The organism is Adlercreutzia sp. ZJ473 (assembly GCF_013185065.1).
Taxonomy (GTDB): Bacteria; Actinomycetota; Coriobacteriia; order Coriobacteriales; family Eggerthellaceae; genus CAAEEV01.
Window position 1 is genome coordinate 1 of record NZ_JAAVTO010000007.1, and the last position, 26,311, is coordinate 26,311.

25 protein-coding genes and 1 tRNA gene are annotated in these 26,311 nt (G+C 66.8%); 7 read left to right on the forward strand and 19 right to left on the reverse strand.

The genetic code is table 11. The features are described 5' to 3' along the window. Nucleotides 1-73 precede the first annotated feature (73 nt). From hemL to HRL41_RS02285, 7 genes are all read right to left on the reverse strand, one after another. Complete coding sequence (gene hemL / locus HRL41_RS02255) at nucleotides 74-1,396, reverse strand: glutamate-1-semialdehyde 2,1-aminomutase (RefSeq protein ID WP_172135342.1); 1,323 nt, start codon at nucleotides 1,394-1,396, stop codon at nucleotides 74-76. Continuing rightward, a complete protein-coding gene (gene hemB / locus HRL41_RS02260) occupies nucleotides 1,396-2,376 on the reverse strand; it encodes a porphobilinogen synthase (protein WP_172135343.1) in 981 nt (326 codons plus the stop codon). Before hemB ends, hemL begins: the two co-directional genes overlap by 1 nt. Next, nucleotides 2,373-3,899 (reverse strand): uroporphyrinogen-III C-methyltransferase, encoded by a 1,527-nt coding sequence (gene cobA, locus HRL41_RS02265; protein ID WP_172135344.1) that lies wholly within the window; start codon nucleotides 3,897-3,899, stop codon nucleotides 2,373-2,375. The genes hemB and cobA overlap by 4 nt, the downstream gene beginning before the upstream one ends. Before the next feature lie 13 nt (nucleotides 3,900-3,912). Continuing rightward, a complete protein-coding gene (gene hemC, locus HRL41_RS02270; protein ID WP_172135345.1) occupies nucleotides 3,913-4,830 on the reverse strand; it encodes a hydroxymethylbilane synthase in 918 nt (305 codons plus the stop codon). Further along, entirely contained in the window at nucleotides 4,827-6,209 is a 1,383-nt protein-coding gene (hemA, locus tag HRL41_RS02275; protein WP_172135346.1) for a glutamyl-tRNA reductase, read from the reverse strand. Before hemA ends, hemC begins: the two co-directional genes overlap by 4 nt. A gap of 126 nt (nucleotides 6,210-6,335) precedes the next feature. After that, the gene (locus HRL41_RS02280) at nucleotides 6,336-7,943 is read right to left on the reverse strand and encodes a (Fe-S)-binding protein (RefSeq protein WP_165171688.1); all 1,608 of its coding nucleotides are present in this window, start codon (nucleotides 7,941-7,943) and stop codon (nucleotides 6,336-6,338) included. Nucleotides 7,944-7,946: 3 nt separating this feature from the next. After that, complete coding sequence (locus HRL41_RS02285) at nucleotides 7,947-8,816, reverse strand: respiratory nitrate reductase subunit gamma (RefSeq protein WP_172135347.1); 870 nt, start codon at nucleotides 8,814-8,816, stop codon at nucleotides 7,947-7,949. A 335-nt stretch (nucleotides 8,817-9,151) separates the two neighbouring features. On the opposite strand from HRL41_RS02285, the gene HRL41_RS02290 reads away from it, so the two are divergent. From HRL41_RS02290 to HRL41_RS02300, 3 genes are all read left to right on the forward strand, one after another. Continuing rightward, complete coding sequence (locus tag HRL41_RS02290; RefSeq protein WP_172135348.1) at nucleotides 9,152-10,087, forward strand: LysR family transcriptional regulator; 936 nt, start codon at nucleotides 9,152-9,154, stop codon at nucleotides 10,085-10,087. Nucleotides 10,088-10,186: 99 nt separating this feature from the next. Then, nucleotides 10,187-10,738 (forward strand): hypothetical protein, encoded by a 552-nt coding sequence (locus HRL41_RS02295; protein ID WP_172135349.1) that lies wholly within the window; start codon nucleotides 10,187-10,189, stop codon nucleotides 10,736-10,738. Beyond that, nucleotides 10,739-11,542: a nucleotidyl transferase AbiEii/AbiGii toxin family protein gene (locus tag HRL41_RS02300; RefSeq protein ID WP_172135350.1), complete on the forward strand. Its 804-nt coding sequence runs from the start codon at nucleotides 10,739-10,741 to the stop codon at nucleotides 11,540-11,542. A 65-nt stretch (nucleotides 11,543-11,607) separates the two neighbouring features. Here HRL41_RS02300 and HRL41_RS02305 read toward each other — a convergent pair. The 5 genes from HRL41_RS02305 to HRL41_RS02325 form a co-directional block, all read right to left on the reverse strand. Beyond that, nucleotides 11,608-11,684, reverse strand: a tRNA-Pro gene (locus HRL41_RS02305). 127 nt (nucleotides 11,685-11,811) lie between these two features. Beyond that, nucleotides 11,812-12,231 carry an amino acid-binding protein gene (locus HRL41_RS02310; protein ID WP_165171682.1) on the reverse strand — a complete coding sequence of 140 codons (420 nt, stop codon included), beginning with the start codon at nucleotides 12,229-12,231 and terminating at the stop codon, nucleotides 11,812-11,814. After that, nucleotides 12,231-13,541 carry a phenylacetate--CoA ligase family protein gene (locus HRL41_RS02315; protein ID WP_371808781.1) on the reverse strand — a complete coding sequence of 437 codons (1,311 nt, stop codon included), beginning with the start codon at nucleotides 13,539-13,541 and terminating at the stop codon, nucleotides 12,231-12,233. Before HRL41_RS02315 ends, HRL41_RS02310 begins: the two co-directional genes overlap by 1 nt. 276 nt (nucleotides 13,542-13,817) lie before the next feature. Continuing rightward, complete coding sequence (locus HRL41_RS02320) at nucleotides 13,818-14,984, reverse strand: sensor histidine kinase KdpD (protein WP_172135351.1); 1,167 nt, start codon at nucleotides 14,982-14,984, stop codon at nucleotides 13,818-13,820. Nucleotide 14,985: 1 nt separating this feature from the next. Further along, nucleotides 14,986-15,663, reverse strand: a complete 678-nt coding sequence (locus tag HRL41_RS02325) for a response regulator transcription factor (RefSeq protein ID WP_172135352.1) — start codon at nucleotides 15,661-15,663, stop codon at nucleotides 14,986-14,988. 661 nt (nucleotides 15,664-16,324) lie between these two features. On the opposite strand from HRL41_RS02325, the gene HRL41_RS02330 reads away from it, so the two are divergent. From HRL41_RS02330 to HRL41_RS12285, 3 genes are all read left to right on the forward strand, one after another. Next, complete coding sequence (locus tag HRL41_RS02330) at nucleotides 16,325-17,635, forward strand: ATP-binding protein (protein WP_172135353.1); 1,311 nt, start codon at nucleotides 16,325-16,327, stop codon at nucleotides 17,633-17,635. A 305-nt stretch (nucleotides 17,636-17,940) separates the two neighbouring features. Continuing rightward, on the forward strand, nucleotides 17,941-18,531 hold the full coding sequence (locus HRL41_RS02335) for a type IV toxin-antitoxin system AbiEi family antitoxin domain-containing protein (RefSeq protein WP_172135354.1): 591 nt from the start codon (nucleotides 17,941-17,943) through the stop codon (nucleotides 18,529-18,531). Next, on the forward strand, nucleotides 18,528-18,659 hold the full coding sequence (locus HRL41_RS12285) for a hypothetical protein (protein WP_256368252.1): 132 nt from the start codon (nucleotides 18,528-18,530) through the stop codon (nucleotides 18,657-18,659). The genes HRL41_RS02335 and HRL41_RS12285 overlap by 4 nt, the downstream gene beginning before the upstream one ends. 37 nt (nucleotides 18,660-18,696) lie before the next feature. Here the strand turns inward: HRL41_RS12285 and HRL41_RS02340 are convergent, their stop codons facing one another. Beyond that, entirely contained in the window at nucleotides 18,697-19,161 is a 465-nt protein-coding gene (locus tag HRL41_RS02340) for a DnaB-like helicase N-terminal domain-containing protein (RefSeq protein ID WP_172135355.1), read from the reverse strand. A gap of 241 nt (nucleotides 19,162-19,402) precedes the next feature. Here HRL41_RS02340 and HRL41_RS02345 point away from each other — a divergent pair, with 241 nt between their 5' ends. Further along, nucleotides 19,403-19,927, forward strand: coding sequence for a hypothetical protein (locus tag HRL41_RS02345; RefSeq protein ID WP_172135356.1), 525 nt, complete (start codon nucleotides 19,403-19,405; stop codon nucleotides 19,925-19,927). Between the two features lie 424 nt (nucleotides 19,928-20,351). On the opposite strand, the gene HRL41_RS02350 is transcribed toward HRL41_RS02345, so the two are convergent. The 6 genes from HRL41_RS02350 to lspA form a co-directional block, all read right to left on the reverse strand. Continuing rightward, nucleotides 20,352-21,023: a hypothetical protein gene (locus HRL41_RS02350; protein ID WP_172135357.1), complete on the reverse strand. Its 672-nt coding sequence runs from the start codon at nucleotides 21,021-21,023 to the stop codon at nucleotides 20,352-20,354. 561 nt (nucleotides 21,024-21,584) lie between these two features. Further along, entirely contained in the window at nucleotides 21,585-22,142 is a 558-nt protein-coding gene (gene vsr / locus HRL41_RS02355; protein ID WP_371808782.1) for a DNA mismatch endonuclease Vsr, read from the reverse strand. Between the two features lie 9 nt (nucleotides 22,143-22,151). Beyond that, complete coding sequence (coaBC, locus tag HRL41_RS02360) at nucleotides 22,152-23,465, reverse strand: bifunctional phosphopantothenoylcysteine decarboxylase/phosphopantothenate--cysteine ligase CoaBC (RefSeq protein WP_172135358.1); 1,314 nt, start codon at nucleotides 23,463-23,465, stop codon at nucleotides 22,152-22,154. A 42-nt stretch (nucleotides 23,466-23,507) separates the two neighbouring features. Further along, on the reverse strand, nucleotides 23,508-24,716 hold the full coding sequence (gene hemH / locus HRL41_RS02365) for a ferrochelatase (protein WP_172135359.1): 1,209 nt from the start codon (nucleotides 24,714-24,716) through the stop codon (nucleotides 23,508-23,510). After that, nucleotides 24,709-25,761, reverse strand: coding sequence for an RluA family pseudouridine synthase (locus HRL41_RS02370; RefSeq protein WP_172135360.1), 1,053 nt, complete (start codon nucleotides 25,759-25,761; stop codon nucleotides 24,709-24,711). Before HRL41_RS02370 ends, hemH begins: the two co-directional genes overlap by 8 nt. Next, nucleotides 25,758-26,309 (reverse strand): signal peptidase II, encoded by a 552-nt coding sequence (gene lspA / locus HRL41_RS02375; protein ID WP_172135362.1) that lies wholly within the window; start codon nucleotides 26,307-26,309, stop codon nucleotides 25,758-25,760. Before lspA ends, HRL41_RS02370 begins: the two co-directional genes overlap by 4 nt. Nucleotides 26,310-26,311 lie beyond the last annotated feature (2 nt).

Below are 26,311 nucleotides of genomic sequence, written 5' to 3' on the forward strand. Positions count from 1 at the left end.
GTGGCTTCGGCGTGTGGGCGAGGCGCGCGAACGAGCTGCGCGAGCGCCCGCGCCGCCCGAGGCCGCGGGCTCGCTAGAGGCGCGCGAACGCGCGACGGGCCGCCTCGGCGGTGGCGTCGACGTCGGCGCGCGTGTGGGCGGCCGACATGAACAAGGACTCGAACTGGCTCGGGGCCAGATACACCCCGTCGCGGCGCAGGTCGGCGTAGAAGCGCGCGAAACGCGCCGTGTCAGAGCGCGTCGCCGACGCGAAGTCGACGACGGGACCCTCGGTGAAGAAGAGCGAGAACATGCCGCCGACCGCGTTCACGCTCACCGGCACGCCCGCCGCGCGCGCGCCGTCCTCGAGGCTGCGCGCGAGGGCTTGCGTGAGCTCGAAGACGCGCTCGTAGACGCCCGGCTCGCGCAGGAGGCCGAGCGTGGCGAGGCCCGCCGCCGTGGCGAGCGGGTTGCCCGAGAGCGTCCCCGCCTGGTAGACCGGCCCGAGCGGCGCGAGCTGCTCCATGATCGCGCGCCTTCCGCCGAAGGCCGCCAGGGGAAGCCCGCCGCCGATGATCTTGCCGAGGCACGTGAGGTCGCCCTCGACGCCGAAGCGCTCCTGCGCCCCGCCGCGCCCCACGCGGAAGCCCGTCATGACCTCGTCGACCACGAGCAGGCTCCCGTAGGCGTCGCAAAGCCTCCGCAGGCCCGGAAGGAACTCCTCATGAGGAAGCACCACGCCCATGTTGCCTGCGACGGGCTCGACGATCACGCAGGCGATCTGCTCGCCGTAGCGCTCGAAGAGCGCGCGCGTGCCCTCGAGGTCGTTGTAGCGCGCGACGAGCGTGCCTGCCGCGACGCCCTCCGCTATGCCAGCCGAGGTGGGCACGCCGAGCGTCAGCGCGCCGCTGCCCGCCTTGACGAGGAGCGCGTCGACGTGCCCGTGGTAGCAGCCCTCGAACTTCAGCACCATGTCGCGCCCCGTCACGCCGCGCGCGAGGCGCAGCGCGCTCATGGTCGCCTCGGTGCCCGAGCTCACGAAGCGGATCATCTCGAGCGCGGGCATCGCGTCTCTGATCTCGCGTGCGAGCTGCGTCTCGGCCTCGGTCGGCGCGCCGAAGCTCGTGCCGCGGCGTGCGGCCTCGCACACCGCGCGCACGACGCGCGGATGCGCGTGGCCCATGATGAGCGGGCCCCACGATCCCACGTAGTCGATGTAGCGGCCTCCGTCGACGTCCCACAGATACGCACCTTCGCCGCGCTCGATGAACAGCGGGTCAGCGCCCACGGCGCGCGCCGCGCGCACGGGCGAGTCGACGCCACCCGGGATGACCTCGCACGCCTGCGCGAAGGCCCACGCGCTTCCGCTGGCTGGCAAGCCCGGGGCCGCGGCGCGCCCGCCGTCCGGCCGGCGCATCAGAGCGCCTCCTCGCGCAGCCAGCGCGCGGCGTCGAGCGCGTGGTAGGTGATGATCATGTCGGCGCCCGCGCGCTTCATGCCCACGAGCAGCTCGGTGACCACGCGCCGCTCGTCGAGCCAGCCCGCGAGCGCGGCCGCCTTCACCATCGCGTACTCCCCGCTCACGTTGTAGGCGACGACGGGCAACTGCGAGGCGAGGCGCGCACGCCACATGATGTCGCCGAACGCCAGCGCCGGCTTGACGATGATCATGTCGGCGCCCTCGTCCACGTCGGCGCGGATCTCGCGCAGGGCCTCGTCGCCGTTGGCGGGGTCCATCTGGTAGGTCTTGCGGTCACCGTGCTGCGGCGCCGAGCCCGCCGCGTCGCGGAAGGGGCCGTAGAACCCCGAGGCGTACTTGGCGGCGTAGGACATGATGGCCACGTGCTCGAAGCCGGCGCCGTCGAGGGCCGTGCGCAGGGCGGCCACACGCCCGTCCATCATGTCGGACGGCGCGACGACGTCAGCGCCCGCGCGCGCCTGCGACACGGCGGTCCGCGCGAGGAGCTCGACGGTGGGGTCGTTCTCGACGATGCCGTCGCGCACCACGCCGCAGTGGCCGTGGTCGGTGTACTCGCACAGGCACACGTCGGCGATGACGACGAGGTGGGGGTGGCGCTCCTTGATGAGGCGGATGGCCCGCTGCACGATGCCCGCCTCGTCGTAGGCGCCGCTTCCGAGCGCGTCCTTGCGCTCGGGGATGCCGAACAGGATGACCGCGGGGATGCCGAGGTCGGTCACCTCGGCGAGGACGGGCTCGAGCCTGTCGAGCGAGTAGCGGCACACGCCGGGCATCGAGGCGACGGGCTCGCAGACGCCCTCGCCCTCGCGCACGAAGAGCGGGTAGATGAGGTCGGTCACCCGCACGTGGTTCTCGCGGACCATCGCGCGCAGGGCGGCCGAGGAGCGCAGGCGGCGGTGGCGCACGGCGAGCTTCATGAGACGCCTCCCAGCTCGCGCTCGGCGAGGCGCGCGAGCGCGGACACGGTGGGCTCGCCCGCCTCGGCGGCGCACGCCATGTCGAGCTCGCGCACCGTCTGCGTGGTGACAGGGCCGATGGAGAGGAGCTTCACTCCCTCGAGCAGGCCGAGCTCGCCCTCGAGCGCGTCGCGCAGGTTGCGCGCCGTCGAGGAGCTCGTGAGCATGATCGCGTCGACGCGGCCCGCGCGCAGGGCGCTGACGAGCGCCTCGCGGCTGCTCTCGTCGGGCACGTTGCGGTAGACCGGCGCCTCGGCGACGATGACGCCGCGAGGCGCAAGGCCGTCCTGGATGACGGAGCGCGCGTGCTCGGCGCGCACCACCAGGACGCGCTCGCCGGGGCGCGTCATGTGCTCGAGCAGCGAGAGCAGGCCCTCGGCGCTCCCCTCTTCGGGGACGATGACGCCCTCGGCGCCGCGGGCGGCGAGCGCCTCGGCCGTGGCGGGCCCGACGGCCACGGCGCGCGCGGTGAGCGCGCTCAGGTCGCGCGCGCCCGCATGGGCGGCGAGCGCCTCGGCGAAGTACCGCACGCCGTTCACGCTGCAGAACACCACGTGATCGAAGGAGGAAAGCTCGTCGAGCGCGCATCTGACGAGCTCGGTGACGCCCGTCGGCTCGAGGCGGATCAGCGGGCGCTCCTCGACCGTCGCGCCGAGCTGCTCGAGCTGCCGCGAGAGCTTCGACGCCTGGCAGCGCGCCCGCGTGACCACCACGTGCTTGCCCGCGAGCGGGCGGGTGGCGCGCCAGGCGAGCTCGGCGTGCAGGCGCGCGACCTCGCCGACCACGATGGTGGCAGGGCTTGCGAGCCCGCTTGCCGCGACGTCGGCGCCAAGCGCGCCGAGCGTCGAGGTGACCACGCGCTGCCCCGGCCACGTGCCGCGCTCGACCACCGCCGCGGGCGTGGCGGCGCCCATGCCGCAGCGCATGAGGTTTTCGCAGATCAAGTTGATGTTGCGCATGCCCATGAGGAAGATGAGCGTCCCGCCGACCCGCGCCAGGCCCTCCCAGTCAACCGCCGAGGCGAGCTTGTCGGGCGCCTCGTGCCCCGTCACCACCGTGAACGTCGACGACATGCCGCGGTGCGTCACGGGGATGCCGGCGTAGGCCGGCGAGGCGACGGCCGCCGTCACGCCCGGCACCACCGCATACGGGACACTTGCCGCACGCAGCGCGAGCGCCTCCTCGCCGCCGCGCCCGAACACGAACGGATCGCCGCCCTTGAGGCGCACGACGAGCTTGCCGGCGCGCGCGTGCTCGAGCAGAAGCGCGTTGATCTCGTCCTGGGAGAGCGTGTGGCGCTCGGGCGTCTTGCCCACGTACACGCGCTCGCAGCCCGCCGGCGCCATCGCCACGAGCTCGCGCGCCACGAGGCGGTCGTACACGAGCACCTCCGCGCGCTCCACCCACTGCCTGCCCGCAAGCGTCATGAGGCCCGGATCCCCCGGACCTGCGCCGACGAGCACCACCTTGCCGCATTCCGGCATGCAGCCCACCTCCTCACATCGCGCGCACGTCGCGCATGATCTCGTCTGCCCCGCGCCGAAGCGCCGCGCGCGCCGCCTGCGCGCCCACGTCCTCGGGGTCGGGCCCCGAGACGCTCACGCGCACGCAGCGCTCTCCGCCAAGGCCGAACACGGCCGCGTCGAGCGTGATCGCGCCGCGCGCGCAGGTCGCGTGCGCGCCGAGCGGCGTCTGGCACCCTCCCTCGAGCGCCCCGAGGAACGCGCGCTCGGCCCGCGCGGCGCGCTCGCTCGCCTCGTGGTTCACGCAGCGCAGGACCTCGAGCACCTCGGGGCGGTCCTCGGCGCACTCGACGGCGATCACGCCCTGCCCTGGCGCGGGGAGCATGGCGTCGAAGGGAAACGCCTCGGTGACGCGGTCCTGCCACCCGAGGCGCTCAACGCCTGCGGCTGCGAGCACGATGCCCGCGGCATGCCCCTCCTGCAGCTTGCGCCAGCGCGTGTTGAGGTTCCCGCGCAGCTCGACGCAGGCGAGGTCGGGACGCAGGCGCTTGATCTGCGCCGTCCGCCGCAGGCTCGACGTGCCGACGCGCGCGCCCTCGGGAAGGCGCGCGAGCGGCGTGCCGTCACGGCTGAGGAACACGTCGTGCGCGTCGGCGCGGCTGCCGTAGGCGCCGATGCGCAGGCCGGCGGGAAGCACGGTCGGCAGGTCCTTCAAGCTGTGCACGGCGACGTCGATCTCGCGCGCGAGGAGCGCCTGCTCGATCTCGACCGTGAAGAACCCCTTGTCCGCCACCGAGGGCAGAGGCGTCGCCAAATCGAGGTCGCCCTTGGTGTCGAGCGTGACAACCTCCACCTCAAGCTGCGGAAACGAGCGCTCGACCTGGGCCTTCACCCATTCGGCCTGCCAGAGCGCGAGCTGGCTTCTCCGCGTGCCCACCTTGAGCGTCCTCATCGCACGACCTCGCTCCCCTTACGCGCAGCCTCGCCCTCCTGGCGCGCGGCCGCGCCTTCCCCGCACGCGCCCGCCGTGCCGCCCGGCAGCACCTCGGGCGGGAAGCCGAACAGCTCCTGCAGCACGCCGGCGCACTCGCGCGCCCGCGGCGTGCCCGCGCAAGCGTTGAGCGCCTCGACGGGGCTGCGCACGATCTGGTCGACGATCGTCGTCGCCAGGACGTCCACGGCGTGCCGCTGCGAGGAGGAGAGCCCCTTGAGCTTGTCGGCAGCCGCCTCGAGGCGCTCGGCCTTGACGCCGTCGGCGTAGCGGCGCAGCGCCGCGATCACGGGCACGAGCTCGAGCGCGCTGATCCAGCGCGTGAAGTCGGCGAGCTCCTCGTCGATGAGCGCCCGCGCGCCCGCCGCCGCCTGCATGCGCTCGAACAGGCCCCGCTCGGCCGCGTCGCGCAGCTCGTTGATGTTGTGGAGCGACACGCCGGGCAGGTTGGCGACCGCCGGCTCGACGTCGCGGGGGATGGCCATGTCCACGAGGAGCAGGGGCCGCGCCGGGCGCGCGGCCATGACGCGGCGCACCATGTCCTCGGTCACGAGGCACGTCTTCGCCGAGGTGGCGGAGAACACCACGTCAGCCTTGGCCAGGCACGATTCCACCTCGTCGAGCGGATGGGCGGTGAAGCCGTGCGCGCAGGCGAGCTCGCGGGCGCGCACGAGCGACCGGTTCGCCACCATGACGACGGGAAACTCGTGCGCTGCCAGGTACTTCGCCGTGAGCTCGCTCATCTCGCCCGCGCCGAGGACGAGCGCGCGCTTGTCATGCACGTCACCGAACTCCCGCACGGCCAAGTCGACCGCGATGCGCCCCACCGAGACCGAGAAGCTCCCGAGCAGCGTCCGGGAGCGCGCCTTCTTGCCCAGGTGCAGCGCGCGCTGGAACCACGCGTTGCACAGCTTGTCCGCCGCCTTCGCCTCGCACGACGCCTGGTAGGCGCGCGACACCTGCCCGAGTATCTCCGCCTCGCCCACGATGAGCGAGTCGAGGCCGGACACCACCTCGAACAGGTGGCGGTAGGCCGCCTCGTCGGCGTACGAGTAGAGCGCGCCGAGCAGACGCGCGCGCGCCTCTTCGCTGCCGTCGGCGCAGCGCTCGACCAGGTAGCGCCTGATGCCCTCGGCGGCGTCGAGGCCGTCAGGGCAGGTGGCGTAGATCTCGAAGCGGTTGCAGGTGCTCAAGACGACGACGCCGCCCGCGCCGCAGGCGCGCTTGACGTCGAGCGCGGTTCGCTGCACCGCGGAATGGTGCACGCTGAGCCTCTCGAGCAGGTCGATGGGCGCGCTCTTGATGTTCGCCCCGACAACCACACCGCGCGTTGACTCCATGCCGACGCCCCTTCCTCCTCGTCATCTGACTCCCGCCTGGCCTTGCCGCCCGCGCCGCAGGCGGTGCTACGGGGGATGCTCGCGCCCACCGCGCGCCCGCGCCCTTGCGCGCCCGCGCCGCAGGCGCTACAGGAACTCCAGGTAGGGCTGCTCCATGCTCACCAGGGCGTTCACCATGAGCTCGACCAGCCCGGTGTAGTGCACGTTGTACTTCGCCGTGACCTTGTACGCCTTCAGGATGTCGCGGATCGTGCCCTTGCAGTTCGAGCAGGGCGCGCACACGCACTTGAGCACGCTCGGGTCGGAGAACTCGTCCCCGAAGGCGTTGATGATCTGCTCGAGCTTCTTGCGCGCGCTCACCTTGTCGCGGAAGTCGCCGAAGTTGTAGGAGTTCATGATGGCGAACCCGCTGCCGCCGCCGCAGCAGTAGTTGTCGACGCCGTGCGGCGTCATCTCGCGGAACTGCGGCGCGATCGCGCGCAGGATCTCGCGCTGGGGCTGCACGATGCCCATCTGGCGCACCATGTTGCACGGGTCGTGCAGCGTTATGGGGAAGTCGTTCTTCGACGGGTCGAACGCGAGCCTGCCCTCGCGCACGAGCTGCGCCATGAGCGGCAGGAAGCTCTCCACGGGGACCTTGTCCTCGCTCGCCGCCATGCGGTCGGCCGCCACGCCGATGGCCTTGTGCGCGTGCCCGCACTCGCCCACCACGATGCGCTTCACGCCGAGCTTCTTCGCCACCTCGAACTGCGCGAGCGCCACCTTCTTCGCCTGCACGTCGTCGTACCAGATGCCGTAGTTCACGCCGTCGTACCCCATGAGCTCGGAGCTGAGCGTCCAGCTCACGCCCGCCTCGTCGAGCAGGATGGCGAAGGCCGCCGGGTTGTCCGGCCACGCGATGAACTCGCCGGCGTTGTGGAGGAGCAGCACGTCGGCGCCCTCCTTGTCGATGGGGAACTTCACGGCGCGGCCCGTGCGCTCCTCGATGTCCTCCTCGATGAACTCGATGGTGTCGAGCAGCGCCGGGCGCGTGAGGCCCGTCGTCGAGCCCACCTCGAGCTGCAGGACCGTGCCCTTCTTGTGCACGGGCGTCGGCGCGATGCCGAGCTCCTGCGAGAAGAGCTTGCGGATCTCCTTCGCGGCCAGGCCGTTGTCGAGCCCGAGCGGGCATGCCTGCGCGCAGCGGCGGCACAGGTTGCAGCGGTACGCCATCTCGCCGAGGCGCGCGATGGACTCCCAGCTCACGTCCACGTCGGCGCCCACGAAACCGCCGAGCAGCTTGCCCGAGGGGGTGAAGTGCCTCTTGTACATGCGTCGCAGCACGTCCACGCGGTAGCTCGGGCGGTAGATCTCGTCGCCGTTGCTCGCCTGGAAGATGTGGCACGCCTCCGAGCAGGTGTTGCACTTCGCGCAGAACTCGGTGACGAGCTGCAGGGGCTGCAGGGCCCCCTTGTTGGCGTCCTGGAAGAGCTTCTCCAGGCCGACGAGGAACTTCTCGACGAACTCGTCTTCCTCCTCCTGCGTCTCGGGGCGCTTGAGCGTGTCGAGCGCGATGAATCCGTCGAGCGACGCGCAATGCTCCTCCGCCCACCCGGGCTTGAGCTCCTTGAACTTCGGCTCAAGCCCGTTTGCGTCATAGGGGGAAGGAAGGGTCATGAGATCGTCGACGGGAGAGAGGACGTCGACGTCTCGGGAGATGTCGCTTGCTTTGAGGTGCTTGGTGTTCACGGACATGGGCTACTCCTCCGATGCGCTGGGGTCGGTCTGCGTGGGGCGGGTGTGCGGGGCCGACCACGCGGTCTGCGCGGGCGCGGCGGCCGCGGCGCGCATGTTGCGCTCGACCTTGCTCCCGGGAAGGTTGGGGTCGTTGTCCCAGAGGACCCGGTGGAACGAGAAGAACTTCCCCGCGTAGTGCCCCATCTTGCTCACGGGGATGTAGACCATCATGACGCCGAGGAGCACGAAGTGGACCATCACCAGGGCGGGAAGCTCGACGACGCTCAACGTGAGCACCTGCGCGGCGACGTCGTAGACGTTCGCGCCGGTCGTCCACGAGGCGATGCCCGTGACGAGCACGGCGAGGATCAGCACGAGGTTGAAGTAGTCCGCCGGCGCCATGTACACGCGGGATGCCTCGTCCGTCAGGCGGCGCACGAGCAAAAGCACGGTGCCGACGGCGGCGAACGCGAACCCGAGCTCGCCGACGACGTTGATGACGGCGATCACGAAGTCAGCGCGCACGAACGCGCCGAGGATGAGCAGCACCGACCAGCCGAACAGGACGTAGACGCCCGCGTGGAACAGAAACGAGGCCCACCACAGGGAGCGCTGGCGCTCGAAGAGCGTCTTGATGAAGAACATCTCTTTCATGATCTCGACGACCTCGGTGGAAAGGCTCGTGGTGCGCTCCTTCGCCCACCACTCGCTCTCCTCGAAGTACGAGCCGCCGTAGCGCACCTTGTCCGCCCCTTCCTTGGGGACGGGGTACAAGTCGAAGCGGCCGTGGGTGGAGAGCCTTGAGTACTTCCAGAACTTGAGCGCGCTGAGCACGAGGAAGCCTGCGAGCGCTGCGAGGAGAAGAACCGAAACGAGCGTAGCACCATCCATGTGAACCCCCTTCTCGAACTTTGGCGCAGTCGGACCGACCAGCTCGTACCAAAGTTTTGCAATCCCAACGCTAAAGCACGTTAAAGGGGTTGTAAAATGGGAATATGCAATCGAGCAATAGCTTATTTCAATCGCTCGATAAGTTATTCCCAGCTATACACTTCGCCCGCTATGAACTATTTTAATGGCGGCACGTAAACGAGATGTAAGCGAAACGTAAGCGCAAGACGACTGAGATTCGAGCCCGGCGCGCGACACCGATGAGATCGTTTGGGCCGTTCGCGCGTTCGACCCGTCTTCCTCCCCCGCCAAGTAGCGAAGGGAAAGGGGTTATCGTGAGTTCTCTGGAGCAGTTCATCGTGTTCAAAGAGGTCGCCGAGACAGGAAACATCACGCAGGCCGCGCGGCACCTGCACATCAGCCAGCCGAGCGTCAGCATCCAGCTCCAGAACCTGGAGAAGGAGTACGGCGCGTGCTTCTTCGAGCGAACCAACCGCGGCGTCACGCTCACCGAGTTCGGACGGGTCTTCTACAAGAGCATCGTCCACGTCATCCAGACGATGAACGAGACGAAGGAGACCATCCTGTCTCTGACGGAGAACCAGAGCAGCTGCATCCACGTCGGCGCCACGCTCACGATCGGCGAGTACCTGCTGTCGCACATCATGTCGATCAACACGCCGCAGGGCAAGCCGCCCCTGCGCTTCAACGTGCTGGTGGCGAACACGCTCATGATCTCGCGTTCCATCCTTGACAAGAAGTTCAACATCGGGCTGGTGGAGGGGCCGGTCCCCTATGACGAGAACCTCGTCATCGAGCAGTTCTGGAGCGACGAGCTCGTCATCGCGGTGCCGATCGACCATCCGTGGAGCAAGCGGATCGAGGTGTCGTTCGAGGAGCTCAAGAGCGAGAACCTCATCCTGCGGGAAGTGGGCTCGGGCACGCGCAAGGTGATGGAGATGGCCATGGCGAAAAACGGCCTCGACGCCGACGAGCTCACCGTCGTCGCCGAGCTCAGCAGCATCCAGGCCATCAAGGACACCGTCATGGCGGGACTCGGCGTCACCGTCATCTCGGCGCTCGCCGTGCAGGAGGAGTGCCGCCACAAGCGCCTCTCGATGCTGAAGCTGCGCGACTGCCCGCTCGAGCGGCCGCTGAACATCCTCACGAACTGCAAGAGCATCCTCACGAGCGACGAGGAGTGGTTCCTCTCGCGCCTCCGCTCGAAGGACACGCTGCGCGCCCTCATCCCCGCCCCGTTCCTGCCGTGAGATGAGGGGGGGGTGGCGCGAAGTTTATCATGCGCTTGAATTAGGGTAAACGCTCACATATCATTGTTTTATGTGAGCGTTTACCCTAATATGCCCTCTATGAAGACAGCGGTGATGACATACCGGCAGGCACTTGCGAAGGCGGGATCCGACTACCGCTTAGAGAGAATGCTCGACGCTGGAGAGCTCCACAAGATCGAGCGTGGCGCGTACTCGACGATCGCTCACCCTGATCCGCTCGTCATAGCGCACGTGCTTTACCCTGATGCGGTCATCACGATGGACAGCGCCCTCTACGCGTACGGACTCACCGACGTCATTCCCGACAAAGTTCACCTCGCGACAAGCAGGAGGTCCACGCGCATCAGCAGGTCAGACTACCAGCAGTACTTCACCGAAGATGCCCTTCTGGACCCAGGCGCCATCGAGGTCGAGCGCGACGAGGGCCCCGTGCGCGTATACAACCGCGAGCGAATGCTCGTGGAGGTCATGCGACGGCAGGCAAAGCTCCCCCTCGACTACTACAAGGAAATCATCAACTCTTACCGCCGCGTTGCCCATGATCTCGACATGCGTCTAGTGGAAGACTATATTGATTTGTTCAAGAAGCGGGACTTCATGTTTGACATACTCCAAAGGGAGGTGCTCTAGATGAATGACCTTGCGAAGATGAGGGACTCCTACATCGGGGATGGGCTCAAGCACGCACAAGCAGAAGCGAGAACGGCACAGGACGCCATGCTCGACCTGATAGCCAAGTCAACGCTGTCCAAAAGCATCACCATCAAAGGCGGCGTGCTCATGCAGCATGTTTCGAAAGATGCCCGTCGCGCAACCACCGACTTTGATCTTGATTTCGTGCGCTATCCCATAACCGACAGCTCGATAAGAAAGTTCGTGAGAATCCTCTCAGATGGCGCATCCGACTTCTCGATAAGGGTATCCGGCGAAATCGAGGAGCTCAAGCACCAGGATTATAGCGGCAAGCGCGTCCATGTCGTCATATCGGATGCCTGCGGCAACGCCATCAAAGCCAAAATAGATATCGGAGTCCACCACCTCGTCTCACCCGAGCTCGAGGAGATCTGCTTCGATCTCGGCAAGCTCGAAGAATCTGTGACGCTGCTCGCTGACAGCGGAGAGCAGGTTGTTGCCGAGAAGCTTCGATCCCTGCTCCGCATTGGTGCTGCGTCTACGCGCTACAAGGACATCTTCGACATCTACTACCTGCTGTGCATCAAAGGCGTTCGCGCAAGCGAACTCGATCAGGCAATACGGGCGCTGATCTTCGACGATGAGAAAATGCGCGAGAACGACTACCCGAGCATCGCGAGAAGGCTCACCCGCATCCTCAATGACCGTCGGTTCAGGAACCAGCTTTCGAAGGCGAAGAACGACTGGCTTGAGATTTCACCCAGCAAGGTAACCGACGCGATCATCGAATACTTCTCATAGCCAATCAACTTGGCTGCACAACGAAAGCAGGTCAGAAGGCGAACCTTCTGACCTGCTGATTTAGCTGGTCGGGTTGACAGGATTTGAACCTGCGACCCCTTGACCCCCAGTCAAGTGCGCTACCAAACTGCGCCACAACCCGTTGATTGCCCGAGCTTCAAAAACCGCTCTCGCTCAAGCAGCTTGTCTATAATAGCGCTACTCGCCCACGCGTTCAAGGAAAATTTTTCCAAAGAGGAAAAATTCACGCGATCGCAGCGAGCGCATGCTTAGGCGGCGTAGAGGTCACCGGGGTGCAGGACCTTGAAGCCCGCCTCGTCGAGCGCGCCCATGACGGACTCGGGAGCCTTGAGCGCCAGCGTCGCCACGCCGTTCGCGCCGATGAAGCAGTAGCTGTACTCGATGTTCACGCCCAGCTTGTCGAGCGCGGCGAACACGCCGGCCAGACCGCCTGGAACGTGCGGCACCTCGACGGCAACCACCTTCGCGAGGCTCGCCGTGAAGCGCGCCTGGGAGAGCGCCTCGATGGCGCCCTTGGGGTTGTCGCAGATGATGCGCACGATGCCGTAGTCGGTGGTGTCGGCGAGCACGAGCGAGTGCATCTGGATGCCGGCGTCGCCCAGCGTGCGGCACAGCGCCGTCAGGCGGCCCTCTTCGTTACCGAGAAAGACGGTGAGCTGATCGATCATTATTTCTCCTCCTCGCTGCGCAGGTCGACGATGCGCACGGCCTTGCCCTCCGAGCGCGTGATGGTGTAGGGCTCGACGACCTTGACCTTGATCTTGGTGGCGAGCTCGTCCTTGAGCGCCTGCTCGAGGCGGCGCTGCAGGTCCTCGATCTTGCGGATCTCGTCCATCGGGAAGTCGGGGTTGATCTCGATCTTGAGCGTGGCCACGTCGAGGCTGTTCTCGCGCGTGAGCTCGATCTGGTACCAGTCGGCGATCTCCTCGAAGCCCGTGCACACGTTCTCGATCTGTCTCGGGAACACGTTCACGCCGCGGATGATCATCATGTCGTCCGTGCGGCCGTGCAGGCGGTCGATGCGGCGATGGGTGCGTCCGCAGGCGCACTCGCCCGGGATGATGCGCGTGATGTCCTTGGTGCGGTAGCGGATGACCGGCGTGGCCTCCTTGGTGAGCGTCGTGATGACGAGCTCGCCCCACTCGCCGTCGGGCACCGGCTCGTGCGTCTCGGGGTCGAGGATCTCGATCCAGAAGTGGTCCTCGGCCACGTGCAGGCCCGTCTGCTCCATGCACTCGATGGCCACGCCCGGGCCCATGACCTCGGTCAGGCCGTACACGTCGAGCGCCTTGTAGTCGAGCTTCTCCTCGAGGTTCGCGCGGAACTGGTTCGACCACGCCTCGGCGCCGTGGATGCCGGCCTTCAGGTGGAAGTCCTTCTTGGGGTCGAGGCCCATCTCGATGGCGGTGTCGGCGATGTACATGGCGTAGCTCGGCGTGCAGCAGATGATGGAGGAGCCCATGGACTGCAAGACCTTGATCTGGCGCTTCGTGTTGCCAGCCGACATGGGGATGGTCATGGCGCCGGCGTTCAGGCCGCCGTAGTGCGCGCCGAGGCCGCCCGTGAACAGGCCGTAGCCGTAGCACACGTGAACGATGTCGTTCTCGTCGCCGCCCGCGTAGCCGATGCCGCGCGCGAAGCAGTCACCCCAGACCTTGAGGTCGTTCTCGGTGTAGCCGCTCACCGTCGCCACGCCGGTGGTGCCCGAGGACATGTGGATCTCCTTCACCTCGCTCTTCGGCAGCGCGAAGAGGTCGTAGGGATAGGCGTCGCGCATGTCCTGCTTGGTGGTGAAGGGCGCGCGGCGCAGGTCCTCGAAGGTCTCGAGCGCGTAGGGGTCGAAGCCGACGGCGTCGAAGTTCTCCTTGTAGAATGGGATCTTCTCGTAGCAGTAGACCACGGCTTTCTTGAGCCGCTCAAGCTGGAGCGCCTCAAGCTCCGCTCGGTCCATGTGGGTGATTTCGTCTTGGTAGGCCACTGTAGTCGTTCTCCTTGTCCATGATCTATCTTGGATGTATGCCCCGCCTCCTTGGCAAGGGATTGAGCCTATTATAGGCGCACGAAAGCGCGATGAGGCGCATAAGATGGCGCAGATGCGCAAATGGGCGCCGTAAGCGCGCCTGCGCTACGAGCCCCGTGGCGCGAGCGCTCTGTCGCGCGCTTGCGCCACGGGCGCTGCGCCTCAAGTGCTACACCACGAGTTGTACCGCGTGCGCTCTGCCACGCGGCCGAGCCACGAGCCCTCCATCACGCGTTATACCACGAGCTTGGGGAAGGTCATCTCGAAGCGGGCGCCCCCGTGCGGCGCGTTCGACGCGCGCAGGGTGCCTCCCTGGGCGCTCACGAGGGCGAGTGCGAGCGAGAGGCCCACGCCAAAGCCCTCGGAGGTGCATGCGACTTCGGATGCGGCGCCATGCGCGGGTGCAGGCGCGGTTTCCGGCGCGGTTCCACAGACGGCTTTGGACGTGGTCCCACGCGCGGTTTCTTGCACGGCCCCGCAGACGGCTTCGGACGTGGTCCCGCACGCCCCGCCGTGCGCAGCCCCGTGCGTCCCGCGGTAGAAGCGCTCGAACACGTGCGGCAGGTCCTCGGGCGCGATGCCGGCGCCCGTGTCCTCCACCACGATGCGCGTGGCGAGGGCGTCTTCGGCGGCACGCACGAGCACCCGCCCGCCCGCGGGCGTATGCTCCATGCAGTTCTTCACGATGTTCTCAAGCGCCTCGGCGCTCCAGCGCGCATCGCCCTTGAAGCTCGCCTCATAAGGGCAGTCGACCTCGAGGCGCACGCCGCGCAGGTCGAGCGCCGCCGCGAGCGGGGACGTCGCGCGCGCCACCACGTCACCCACGCGCACGGGCGCATGCTCGACCGTGAGCGCCCCCGCGTCGACCTTCGCCATCTTGAGCAGCGAGGTCACGAGCCACGCCACGCGGTCGGAGAGCGTCTCCACCTCGCGCACGAGGCGCTTGCGCTCGCGGGCGTCGTCTGCGTGCTCGAAGGCGGGAAGCGTGAGCGCCATGGCCGTGAGCGGCGTTCTGATCTGGTGCGATATGTCGGCCATAGCGTCGGCGAGCGCACGCTTCTCGCGTGTGAGCTGCTCGGTCGTGCGCGCGAGACGCGCCACCACCTTGCCGAGCTCGCAGCGCAGCGCCTCCACGTCGCCTTCGCGGCAGCTCGTGAAGTCCACGCTGCGGCCGAAGAGGAGGACGTCGTCGATCTCGGCGGTCAGACGCGCGATCTCGGCATGGCGGCGCGCCGTGAAGGCGGCGAAGAGGAGCGCGCACGCAGCGCCGGCGGCGACGCACCACAGCGCGGCGCTTGCGCTCTCGACGCAGGAGGCTGCGGCGGCGAGGACGGCCGTGGCGGCCAGCATGCACGCCAGCTCGCAGACGACGCGACGGTTGCGCAGGACGGTCACGATCATGTCACTCCCCCACCTTGTAGCCCAGCCCGCGCACCGTCACCACGAGGCGCGGACGCGCCGGATCGTCCTCGATCTTCTCGCGCAGGCGCTTCACGTACACGTTGAGCGAGTTGTCGCTCACGTACTCCCCCGCGCTGTCCCAGATGGCGTCGCGCAGCCCCTCGCGCGTGACGAGGCGCCCCTTGTTCTGCGCGAAGTGCAGCAGCAGCCGGTACTCGAGCGCCGAGGGGAACACCTCGACGCCTGCCTTTGTCACCTGGGCCGATGCGGTGTCGATGTACACGTCGCCGAGGCGCAGCACGCTGTCGGCCCCGCGGGCGCGCCGCAGCGCCGCGCGGATGCGAGAGAGCAGCTCGCGGGCGCGGAAGGGCTTCGCCACGTAGTCGACCGCGCCCATGTCGAGCCCCGCGACCGTGGAGTACTCGTCGTCCGAGGCGGTGAGGAAGATCACGGGCATCTCGGGCGCGCGCTCGCGCGCGGCGGCGCAGACGGCGAACCCGTTGCCCTGCGGTAACGACACGTCGAGCAAGGCCAGGTCAAACGCCTCCTCGCTCAGCAGCGCCACCGCCAGGTCCTGCGTTGAGGCCGTATGCGCCTCGTAGCCCTCGGCCTGAAGCAGGCTTGTCAGCGCCCTCACGATGGCATGGTCGTCCTCGACCAGCAGAATCCGCGCTCCCATGGGCAGGTCCTCCCGAAACTTCGCGCCGCGCCGGCGCCCGCCATACAGAATCATCCTACCATCAGGGCCATCCCCCCGCGATTACCGTTTCGTAAGATAACTTCAAGGAAGACGAGAATTGCTCTCGGCAGCCGTCGCATAAAGCCTATCCCAGATGCCATCATCGGACGCGAAGGACGCCGCTCACTTCCAGTCCATGAGAAAACGAGGCCTCGTGCGCGCAATCGAGCTGGACTTCGCAAACCCCTCGTCCGAGCACAGGCTGTGGGTACCCGACCAAGTGCTAGGAGCCTATTCGGAGACGATAGCGAGGCTGGACCGGACCGCTCCGTGGCAAGAAGAGTGGCAAGCGCTGAGCAAAAGCGTCATCACCGTAAGAATACAGCCCTGAAGACGCGCCGAAGCCGGCTCCCGAGAACGCTCGGGTACACCGGCTCCGACTTCCAAATCCCCTCTCGGGGACGGCTTTCGCAAATAATGTAGCGCCTTTGGCGCCCGACAACACCGACCGCAGCGCGAAATCCCTTGAAACCGCATCCTTGCGCTCTAGTTGATGAATATTGATTTTTGGCTTAAAATGCTGATTTGAAATTTCGAAAAATAGCTCATTACCGCTATTTGAAATCGCGTATTTTGGCACAACGCGTAAGGGAGACAGCCTATGCTAAAGAGAAAAGCCGCTGACAGGCTCAAAGCATGGCTTGCGAACGACGAGAAGAAAGCCCTGCTCGTTTCCGGGGCAAGGCAGGTCGGCAAGACCTACCTCATCGACGCTTTCGTCGCCGAGCATTTCGATAACGTCGCGAAGTTCGATCTCGTCGAAGATGCCTCGGTCCAAGCATCATTCTCCCAAGCCACGAGCGCCGACGATCTCTTCCTTCGCATATCCCTGGCGGCGCGCGTGCCCCTCGTCCCAGGAAAGACGGTCGTGTTCATCGACGAGGTGCAAAAGGCGCCGGAAATCATGACCTTCGTGAAGTACCTCGTTAAGAACACGGAGCTGCGCTACGTGCTCTCGGGGTCGCTGCTGGGGATCACGCTCGAGAACATCAGGTCCCAACCGGTCGGCTACGTACGCGAAGTCGAGATGTTCCCTCTCGACTTCGAGGAGTTCTGCTGGGCGAACGGCGTGAACGGACAAGCTTTCGAAATGCTGTCCGAGTCAATCTCGAAGCAGGAGGAGGTCCCCGGATTTCTCCATGACCAGCTGCTCTCCCTGTACCACCGCTACCTCATCGTCGGCGGGATGCCCGCGGCAGTCTCCGCGTTCGTCGGAGGACGGGGAATCGACGCGGTGCGCAGCGAGCAGGCGGACATCCACGCCTTCTACAGGCGCGACATCACGCAGTATGCCCCCAAGGAGCAGCGCCTTGTCATCCAGGACATCTACGATCTCATCCCGAGCGAGATCTCAGCGAGATCCAGGCGCTTCAAGCTTGGCTCGATTCCCGACGTGAAGAAGTTCAAGCAGGTCGACCAGGAGTTCCTGTGGCTCACGAAGGCCGGTGTCGCCATACCCGTGTTCGACGTCTCGGCCCCGACCCAGCCGCTCCTCGCAAGCGAGCAGCGCAACCGCTTCAAGCTCTTCTACCTCGACGTCGGGATGCTGACGAACACCTACTTCAAAACCGAGACGCTCGGACTGCTCGACGGCGACACACGGGCGAACCTCGGCGGCGTCTACGAGAACGCGGTTGCTCAGCAACTCCAATGCCACGGCTTCAGACCGCGCTACTTCACGTCCAAGAAAATAAGGGAACTCGATTTCGTGCTCGAGAGGGCTGATGGCTCGATAGTTGCCATCGAGGTGAAGTCGGGGAGCAGCTACATGACCCATGCTGCGCTCGACAACGCCCTCGCCGTCCGTGATTATCACATCGACGAAGCGATCGTGCTGGCGGAAACCAACGTGAAGGTGTGCGACAGCATCACCTACCTGCCAGTTTATTCCGCATGCCTTCTTGCACCCTGATCGGTGCGATTCTTGGCGGAATCGCTGCTCTGGTTGATCCTTTTCTGCCTCTGTCCGAATATCCAAGGCAACCGGACGCCCTCATCTTGATGATTTCTGCAACGACGCGGTCGCACAATACCCAGTGGTTGAGCAATTTCCATTGGCCATTCGAGGCCGTTCGATCCCCACGCGTGCCTGACGCAGCTTAGACGCAGCGGATTCTCATCAGAATTTACGGCAGTTGCCTACAAAGTTCTTCTGCTCTGTTGTCCAATTCGACTTAATATGAAAAAATATACAGTAATAACGGACAAGTGGAGGAGATGGAAACGAAAGAGATACTTGACATCGCCGAGGCGGGCGGCGGAATGGTGACGACCGCCCAGGTCGTCGCCGCGGGGATTCCCCGCGCCAGGATCACCGACATGGTGAGATCCGGCGTGCTTGAGCGCGTGCAGCGCGGCGTCTACTGCCTGGCTGGTTCCTGGGAGGACGAGTTCCTTGCGACGCAGCTCCGCTTCCCCAAGGGGGTCTTCTCGGACGGCACCGCGCTCTACCTGCACGACTCGACCGACAGGACACCCTTCCGGCTGACGATGACGTTCCCCCGTTCCTACCGGGCAACGTCGGCACGGGAGGCGGGAATAGAGGTGAGGACCTGCGCCGACGCCGTCCTCGGCCTGGGGCTCTCCACCCTGGGGACCCCCTACGGCAACGAGGTGCGCGCCTACGACCTCGAGCGCACCCTCTGTGACCTGGTGCGCGGCCGCTCCGTCGTGGACGCCCAGGTGTTCAATCCCGCCATAAAGCAGTATGTGCGCAGCAAGGACAGAGATATTCAGAAACTGCTCGAATACGCTCGCGCCCTAGGCGTCGAGGGCAAGATCCGCGGATACCTGGAGGTGCTGCTATGAGGACGAACAACGCGATAAAGCTCCTCGACATGCTCTGCGCCTCCGGAGTCGAGAGCCCCAAATGGTGGTGGGATGTGTTGGTGGGCGACGGCGACCCGCTCTACCGCGAGCTTGAGCCGTTGAGCTAGTCCAACCCGATCAAGATGATAGAAGGCCGCCTGTCGCTCATGACGTGCGGCCTTCGTCAAGTCCAGCCCCCGCCAGGCGCCTCATGGTCTCGGCAACGCCGCGCCCGAGCGGGCGGGAGAAGAACCCGGAAAGGACGCTCGCGTCGCCGTCCGGCCCGCACTCCGCGAGCATCGCCAGCTCCCTCACGATCTCCACGTGGTGGGCGAACGCCAGTGCAGCGTAGGTGTTGCAGACGAGCTCGGCAAGGTAGGACCTCCCTTCGGTGGGATCGAGCGCGCCCCGCGCCTCGAGCCTGTTGGCGACGGACACGGGGTCTGTCGGCTTTCCCTCCGCGATGAGCAGCAGCATGGTCTCGAAGAGCGCTTGGTGTGCCTTTCGGAAGAAGCTGTCGGGCTCAAGCCGCGAGGCTGCCTTTATGGCACCCTCTTCGCTGAGGAGACAGATGGCTAGCACCGCTTGCTCTGCCTCGATGTCTCTCGGTGCGCTTGTCTGCGTAGTCATCTTGTCTCCTCTTCTGGTCGTATGCTGGGCCGACGCGGCTTCGGCCGGCTTCCGCTATGTCAAGGTTCATCGCGTCTTGTCCGCTCGCGCAGCTGCAGCTACAGTGTGCGGTTTGTCGCGCGCGTTCGGGCAAGGCCGCTGTCTGGTGATTCCTTGCGCCGGGGCTTGTGGGCACGCCGAGGCGGCGCGATGACTTATCATGGTGGGGAGAATCTGGCTCTGCCGAGGAGGGGAGGTGCCTGTGGACAGCAGCACTTGCTGGCGAGAGTCGCGCCAGGGGGGATCGGAGGACTTTCCGGAGGACCGCGACCTCGTCTTGCGGATCAAGATCCACTGGTCGCTGACGCTGGGCCTCGTCCTGTTCAACGTGGCCTTCGCGTGGCTTGCCGCGCGCGCCGCCTGGCGGGTCGCCGAGCTGGGCGCGGAGGGGGAGCGGGTGCTGAGCGCCGTCTTCCCGCTGCTGATGCTCGCGGTCGTCGACGGCCTGGCCGTCCCCGTCTGCCGAAAACATCGGGTCACGTTCAAAAGCGGTGCGCTCGCGATGGAGCTCGGGACCCTGTCGGACTCCCTGCGGTACTCCGACATCCAGTCGGTGTCGGAGAAGGGGGTCTGGCTGGCGGCGTACCAGTGGAGGCCCACGGCGCCCGGCGCCGTCCGGATACGCACGAGGGCGTTCGACGGCGCGGTGGCGCTCGAGGACAAGGAGCTCTTCTACGAGGAGCTTTTGAGGAGGAACCCGGATATAGACATCATCCGCGCCTCTTAGCGGGCGCTCTCTCGGCAGAACGCCGTCCTTGTGTTCTTTGCCGGCAAGCGAGGGTGAAGCTAGAGGGCTGCTCGGTCGGCCTCGCGCTCGACTCCTTCCATGCCATGCAGAAGACAGCGCGTCTTCCCCGGGGAGGGGTCCGCGAAGAGGGAGTGGGCCGCCAGCCTCGCGGTCCGCGGCAAGGGCGCGCAGCTGGCCCGCATGTGCCGGCGCGTCGCGGCCAAGATGGAGGTGGGGAGCGCCCGCGACAAGGTGGCTACCCAATCGGCTGCACATGAAGAGAGGCTTGCCTTTATAGAGCCTTCCAACACGCATCCCGCAAAACACTCCTCCGCATTGCTTGCACTCGAGATCTTTTACGTTAAAGCCAAATAGATTCTCTTCGGCAAGCTCAATGAATCTGCGGGGTTCCGTAGCCATCAGGTCATTCTTTCCTGAACTTCCCGGAAACAAGCTCGATCATGTTGATGGCATCCTTGCCGCCAGCCTCTAGACCCATATCGCACGCGAAGCAGTAGCAGCAGACCTCGTCAGTTGGAATGGCGGCTGCATGCTTATCGAGCCTTGCCTGCATGGCGTCGGGATCGAGTGGGGTGAAGATACCTCGCTCTGCAGCATCCTCCACGTATCGCTTGGGAGCGAAGCTGGCATCTTGCTCGGGAGCGGCCCTCAGAAAAGACTGCCCGCAGAAACGTGACTCTTCGCGCGAATCGGGAAGCTCAACGACCTCTATGCCCATCTTGCGCATGAGGCTGCGAACGGCATCCTGCACTTCGATGCGGTCGTAAGCGCGTCCACAATCCTGGACGCCCATCGTCTTTCCCTCATAGGATGGAAGCGGAAAGCCGGGATCGTTGTCGACGAGCACCCAAATGTTCTCCAAGTCACCATTTTCGGCATCTTCGTCTATCATTGCCATGCAGTTGTTGCAGATGCAAACAGCGGTATCGTCGGCGGTAAGCGATTGATGATCCGTTCGGCAGCATCCTACGATCTCATCAGCGTACCCGCGACCGATAACTTGCTCTGCCAGCCACTCGCTAGCTTCAGGATAACGCGCCTTCACTTTGCATCCTGGAAAGAACTTTCTGCTCATATTTGACCTCCCGCATGAAGGCTGACTGCTTAAGGCACGGAAAAATGCCCGCGGCCCCTTAATTGACACTAGAGACGGCAATCAACCTCTTCAATCTTCAACTCGGATTTACGGTACAACAATACTCGGATTTGTGTTGGTCATTTATTCGGATTTGTGGTGTCGACTTATTCGGATTTACGGAAAACCGAAAGTCCTTGGGTAACTTGATGGCACGTTATAATGCACCGTCTCTTCGTGTCGTCCTGAGCGAAGCCGTCTCCCTCTCGTGTCGTCCTGAGCGAGCGAAGCTAGTCGAAGGATCTGGGCTCGGGCACGGCACGCTTGAGTGCGCTTCCCTCTCGCGACCAGATCCTTCGACTCCGCGCCCTTCGGGCGCTCCGCTCAGGATGACATGCAGGAGGACGTCCGGGTGGGCGCTCCGCTCAGGATGAGGCAAGGAGGCGGAGCGCATTCTGCTTGAGTGGCATATGGAGAAGAACGGCACATTTCGCCTGAGATGGCGCAAGAAAAAGATCGGCACATTCTGTTTGGGACGGCCTGGGGAAAGAAGCCGAAAGGTCAGGGGCGGCGGACGGCTTCGTGGAGCTTGCGGCGGGTGGCTTCGAGATGGCTCTTCTTGAGCTCGTGCTCCCAGATGTAGACCACCTTCCAGCCGGCTTCCTCGAGGGCGCGCCGCGTGCGCGCGTCGCGCTCGACGTTGCGGTCGAACTTGGCCTGCCAGTACGCCACGTTGCTCTTAGGCTGCGGCAGGTCGCACACGGGGCAGCGATGCCAGAAGCACCCCATGACGAAGATCGCGATCTTGCGGCCGGGGTACGCGATGTCGGGGTGCCCCGGCGCCTTCTTCCAGTCGAGCCGGTAGCCGGGATAGCCCAGCTCGCGCAGCAGGGCACGCACCTTGAGCTCGGGCGTGGTGTCGCGCCGCTTGTTGCCCTGCATGCACTTGCGCACCGCCGCGCTCGTGGCGGCGGGCGCCTGGCGCAGGACGTCATCGGCTGTGGACGCCAGTGCGGGCGGGCGCGGGTCATCAGCCGCACCCGATGACGCGGGCGGGCGCGCATCGTCAGTTCCGCCCGCCAGCGCGGGCGCGCCCTCTTCGACCTCGGGTTTTTCCACGCCGCGCTCCTACCGCAGGCCCACAATCGCGTCCAGGACGGCGTCCGCCAGCGCGGCCTTGCTCATGAGCGGCAGCTCGCGCGTGCCCGCCGCGTCGACGAGCCACACCTTGTTGTCGTCGGTGCCGAAGGCGCGGCCCTCCCCCACCTCGTTGGCGACGACGAGGTCGGCGTGCTTGGACGCAAGCTTGCGGCGGGCGTTGCCGAGCACGTCGTCCGTCTCGGCGGCAAAGCCCACCACGCGCTGGTCGGCGCGCTTTTCCCGCGCGAGCGTCGCGAGGACGTCAGGGTTCTCCACGAGCTCGACGGCGCGAAGCGCCGCGTCGTCGGCGCCCTTCTTGAGCTTGCGGTCGGCGGGGCGAGCGGGCCGGAAGTCAGCTACCGCCGCCGTGAACACCGCGATGTCAGCGCCTGCGAAGGGCGCGCGCGCCGCGTCGAGCATCTCGCGCGCCGTCTTGACGCGGATCACGTCCACGCCCGCTGGCGCCTCGAGCGCCACCGGCCCCGAGACGAGCGTCACCTGCGCCCCGCGCGCCGCCGCGGCAGCTGCCAGCGCGTATCCCATCTTGCCGCTCGAGTAGTTGGAGAGGTAGCGCACCGCGTCGAGGGGCTCCACGGTCGGGCCGGCCGTCACCATCACCCGCAGGCCCGCCAGGTCGCGCGCGGGCGCGCCGGAGGCCGCTGGGCCGGCAGATGCCGACGCGCCAGGAGCCGCTGATTCGCCAACGGCTGCGCACGCTGGCGGCTCCGCGCCTTCGCAGCCGCCCGTTGCGCCCGTCGCGCGCGCCTCGCGCAGCGCGTCGAGCGTGGCGCCCACGATGACGTCCACGTCAGCCAGGCGCCCGCGGCCCACGTCCCCGCAGGCCAGGTACCCCTCGCCCGCCTCGATGACGCGCACGCCGCGCCCACGCAGGCGCGCGAGGTTCTCCTGCGTGGCGGCCGCCTCGTACATGTGCACGTTCATGGCGGGCGCGATCAGAAGCGGCGAGGTGGTGGCGAGGGCCGTGGTGGTGAGCAGGTCGTCGGCGATGCCGCAGGCTATCTTGGCCGCCACGTTGGCCGTGCACGGCGCGATGAGGAACGCGTCGCACTCCTGTGCGAGCGAGACGTGGTGGATGGGGTCGCTCGCGTCGTCGAACAGGCCCACGGCGACTGGCTCGTGCGTGAGGGCGCGGAACGTGGTGGGGCCCACGAACTCGCATGCGTGCTCGGTCATGACCACCTTGCACCGCACGCCCGCCTTCTGCAGGCCGCGCACGACCTCGCAGCTCTTGTAGGCGGCGATGCACCCGGTCACGCCCACCAAAACACACGGTTCGCTCATCGTTCGTCCTTTCGCGCGCTCCTCGCCGCCCCTGCCGCGGGCCTAGTCGAGCGCATCTCCCACGTACGGCGCGAGCACGTGCGCGAGAACGCGCACGTGCGCCTTGCTCTTGTTGAGGCACGGCACGTACGTGAACGCCTCATGCGCCGCGGGCGTCGCAGGCGCCGCAGGCGCTCCGGACGCCGCATGCGCGCCAGCCCCCTTCGCCATGCGCGCCGTGCCGGCCTTCCCTTCCGCGCTCGCGCCGGCCGCGCGCAGCGCCGCCAGATAGCCCGGCTTGAGCTCGCGCTCCACGTCGTAGAGCGTCTCGAGGCAGTCCACCGCGAAGTTCGGGCACACCATGAACACGCGCGAGCGCGCGCCCGACTTCGCCCAGCTCGCAAGCGTCTGGGACGCGAAAGGCGCCAGCCACTCACGCCCCTTGTCGAAGCGGCACTGGTAGGCCACCGTCCAGCGCCTGCGCTCGAGCCCGAGCTCGTTGGCCACGCCCAGGCTCGTCGCGCCCGCCTGGAGCTCGTAGGTGTCGCCGCGCTCGATGTCCGAGAGCGGGATGGAGTGGAACGAGAACAGCAGGCGGTCGTCCGAGTCCACGTCAAAGCCCGCGCGCCTCACCGAGGCCGCGATGGCGCGCAGGTAGACCGGGTCGTCGTGGTAGCTGTCGATGACGGTGACCTCGCCCTTGAAGCGCGCCTTGCGCACCGCGCGCGCCACGCCGTCGGACACCGCGCCCGTGGTGGAGTACGCGCCCTGGGGGTACAGCGGCAGCACCACGAGGGAGTCGCACCCCGAAGAGCGCAGGTCGCGCACCGCATGGGGCAGGGTGGGCTCGCTGTAGCTCATGGCGAAGCGCACCTCCACGTCAAGCCCGCGCTCGCGGTAGTACGCCGCGAGCCCCTGGGAGAGGCGCTCGTGCGCGACGATGAGCGGCGAGCCCTCAGGCGTCCAGATGGCCTGGTACTTCTCGGCCGAGGCCACGGCGCGCTTCGGCAGGATGAACAGGTGCAGGATGCACCACCACAGCACGCGGTTCATCGGCGCGATGCGCGGGTCCATGAGGAAGCGCCCCAGATACGCGCGCACCGCCGCCGGCGTGGGCTCCTCGGGCGTCCCCGTGTTCACGAGGAGCACGCCCGTCTTCGCGCGCCCGCCCACAGCAGCGCCCGCATCCGCCGTGCCGCGCGCCCGCCCGGCACGACGCCCGCCTGAGCCGGTGCTCGTTCCCGCATGCGCCCTGCTCGCGGCCTCAGTCATAGATGACCCCCTCGATCGAGGGCTTCGGCGAGCGCGCCATGAGCGCGGCCACCTCCTCGCCCGCCGCTGTCTTGCCCATGCTGCGCTCCTTCAGGCCGTCGAGCACCGCGGCCAGGTCACGCGGCAGGTTGTCCGCGAAGGAGAGCTCCTCGCCCGTCAGGGGGTGCGCAAAGCCCACGCGGAAGGAGTGGAGGAACTGCCGCCTGAGGCCCAGCTGGGCCTCAGGGTCGCGCGGGCCGTTCGCAACGTACACCGGGTCGCCCACGATGGGGTGGCGCGTGTACTGCATGTGCACGCGGATCTGGTGCGTGCGCCCCGTGAACAGCTTGCACTCGATGAGCGTGTAGCCCTCGTCGCGCCGGGCGTGCTCGAAGCGCTCGAGCACCCGGAACGTCGTGATGGCCTCGCGCGCGGAGGGCACGTCGCGCACCGCCATGCGCGTGCGCTCGCTGGCCGCGCGCGCGATGGGCGCGTCGACCATGCCCGTGTCGTGCGCCATGACGCCGTGGACGAGCGCGATGTAGCGCCGGTCGATGGCGCGGGCGCGGATGTCGTCCATGAGCGCGCGCCCCGCCTCGTCGGTCTTGGCTGCGAGCATGAGCCCGCTCGTGTCGCGGTCGAGCCGGTGCACGATGCCGAGCCGGTCGTCCTCGCCCTGCACGTTGCACAGGTTCTCGGCCCCGCAGTGGAAGATGAGCGCGTTCACCAACGTGCCGTCGGCATGGTCGACGCTCGGGTGGCACACGAGCCCCACCTGCTTCGAGAGCACGATGAGGTCCTCATCCTCGTAGCGTATGTCCAGGTCGATGGGCTGTCCGTACACGGGGAGCTGCTCGGGCTCCTCGTCGAGCTCGCAGACGACGGCCTCGCCCGCGCTCACCTTGTGCTTCTTCGCGGCAACGCGCCCGCCCACGAGCACGCGCCCCTCCTCGACGGCGCGCGCGGCCGCCGAGCGGCTCGCGTACAGGGCGTGCTCGGCCAGAAGCGCGTCGAGGCGCTTGCCCGCGTCAGCGGCGGTGGCCACGTGGCAGACCGAGCGGCTCATGAGCGCTTCTCCTGCCGCCACTCGAGCGCGAGCGCCGCGAACACCAGGACGACGCCGCAGGTCACGCCGATGTCAGCCACGTTGAACACCGGGAAGTCGATGAACACAGGCTCGATGAAGTCCACCACGTACCCCAAGGCGAAGCGGTCGAGCGCGTTGCCGATGCCGCCTGCGAACACGAGCGCGAGCCCGACGCTCATCACCAGCGAGGAGGTGCGCGCCGCGGCCGCGGCGTAGGCCAGAAGCGCGCCGCACACCACGACGGCGAGCACGCCGAGCGCGAAGGTCATGTCGCCGAACATGCCCCACGCGGCGCCCGTGTTGTGCACGAGGCGCAGCTGGAAGATGCCCGCGAAGGGCCCGGCGATGAGCTCGCCGGGCTCGTAGGCGTTGAACGCCCGCTTGGAGACGATGTCGAGCACCAGCCACGCGCACGCCACCGCGCAGAACGCAGCCAGGTTGCGGGCGCGCCGGTTCGCCGGGGCTGGGGCTGCCGCGCCCGCGTCCCCCACAGGCGCGCCCTCTTCGCAAAGTCGCTCGTCAACCATGC

Coding starts and splice junctions, on each gene's coding strand:
- hemL (WP_172135342.1), bottom strand. CDS start 1,396: ATGCGCCGGCCGGACGGCGGGCGCGCCGCGGCCCCGGGCTTGCCAGCC.
- hemB (WP_172135343.1), bottom strand. CDS start 2,376: ATGAAGCTCGCCGTGCGCCACCGCCGCCTGCGCTCCTCGGCCGCCCTG.
- cobA (WP_172135344.1), bottom strand. CDS start 3,899: ATGCCGGAATGCGGCAAGGTGGTGCTCGTCGGCGCAGGTCCGGGGGAT.
- hemC (WP_172135345.1), bottom strand. CDS start 4,830: ATGAGGACGCTCAAGGTGGGCACGCGGAGAAGCCAGCTCGCGCTCTGG.
- hemA (WP_172135346.1), bottom strand. CDS start 6,209: ATGGAGTCAACGCGCGGTGTGGTTGTCGGGGCGAACATCAAGAGCGCG.
- HRL41_RS02280 (WP_165171688.1), bottom strand. CDS start 7,943: ATGTCCGTGAACACCAAGCACCTCAAAGCAAGCGACATCTCCCGAGAC.
- HRL41_RS02285 (WP_172135347.1), bottom strand. CDS start 8,816: ATGGATGGTGCTACGCTCGTTTCGGTTCTTCTCCTCGCAGCGCTCGCA.
- HRL41_RS02295 (WP_172135349.1), top strand. CDS start 10,187: ATGAAGACAGCGGTGATGACATACCGGCAGGCACTTGCGAAGGCGGGA.
- HRL41_RS02300 (WP_172135350.1), top strand. CDS start 10,739: ATGAATGACCTTGCGAAGATGAGGGACTCCTACATCGGGGATGGGCTC.
- HRL41_RS02310 (WP_165171682.1), bottom strand. CDS start 12,231: ATGATCGATCAGCTCACCGTCTTTCTCGGTAACGAAGAGGGCCGCCTG.
- HRL41_RS02320 (WP_172135351.1), bottom strand. CDS start 14,984: ATGATCGTGACCGTCCTGCGCAACCGTCGCGTCGTCTGCGAGCTGGCG.
- HRL41_RS02325 (WP_172135352.1), bottom strand. CDS start 15,663: ATGGGAGCGCGGATTCTGCTGGTCGAGGACGACCATGCCATCGTGAGG.
- HRL41_RS02330 (WP_172135353.1), top strand. CDS start 16,325: ATGCTAAAGAGAAAAGCCGCTGACAGGCTCAAAGCATGGCTTGCGAAC.
- HRL41_RS02335 (WP_172135354.1), top strand. CDS start 17,941: ATGGAAACGAAAGAGATACTTGACATCGCCGAGGCGGGCGGCGGAATG.
- HRL41_RS12285 (WP_256368252.1), top strand. CDS start 18,528: ATGAGGACGAACAACGCGATAAAGCTCCTCGACATGCTCTGCGCCTCC.
- HRL41_RS02340 (WP_172135355.1), bottom strand. CDS start 19,161: ATGACTACGCAGACAAGCGCACCGAGAGACATCGAGGCAGAGCAAGCG.
- HRL41_RS02350 (WP_172135357.1), bottom strand. CDS start 21,023: ATGAGCAGAAAGTTCTTTCCAGGATGCAAAGTGAAGGCGCGTTATCCT.
- coaBC (WP_172135358.1), bottom strand. CDS start 23,465: ATGAGCGAACCGTGTGTTTTGGTGGGCGTGACCGGGTGCATCGCCGCC.
- hemH (WP_172135359.1), bottom strand. CDS start 24,716: ATGACTGAGGCCGCGAGCAGGGCGCATGCGGGAACGAGCACCGGCTCA.
- HRL41_RS02370 (WP_172135360.1), bottom strand. CDS start 25,761: ATGAGCCGCTCGGTCTGCCACGTGGCCACCGCCGCTGACGCGGGCAAG.
- lspA (WP_172135362.1), bottom strand. CDS start 26,309: ATGGTTGACGAGCGACTTTGCGAAGAGGGCGCGCCTGTGGGGGACGCG.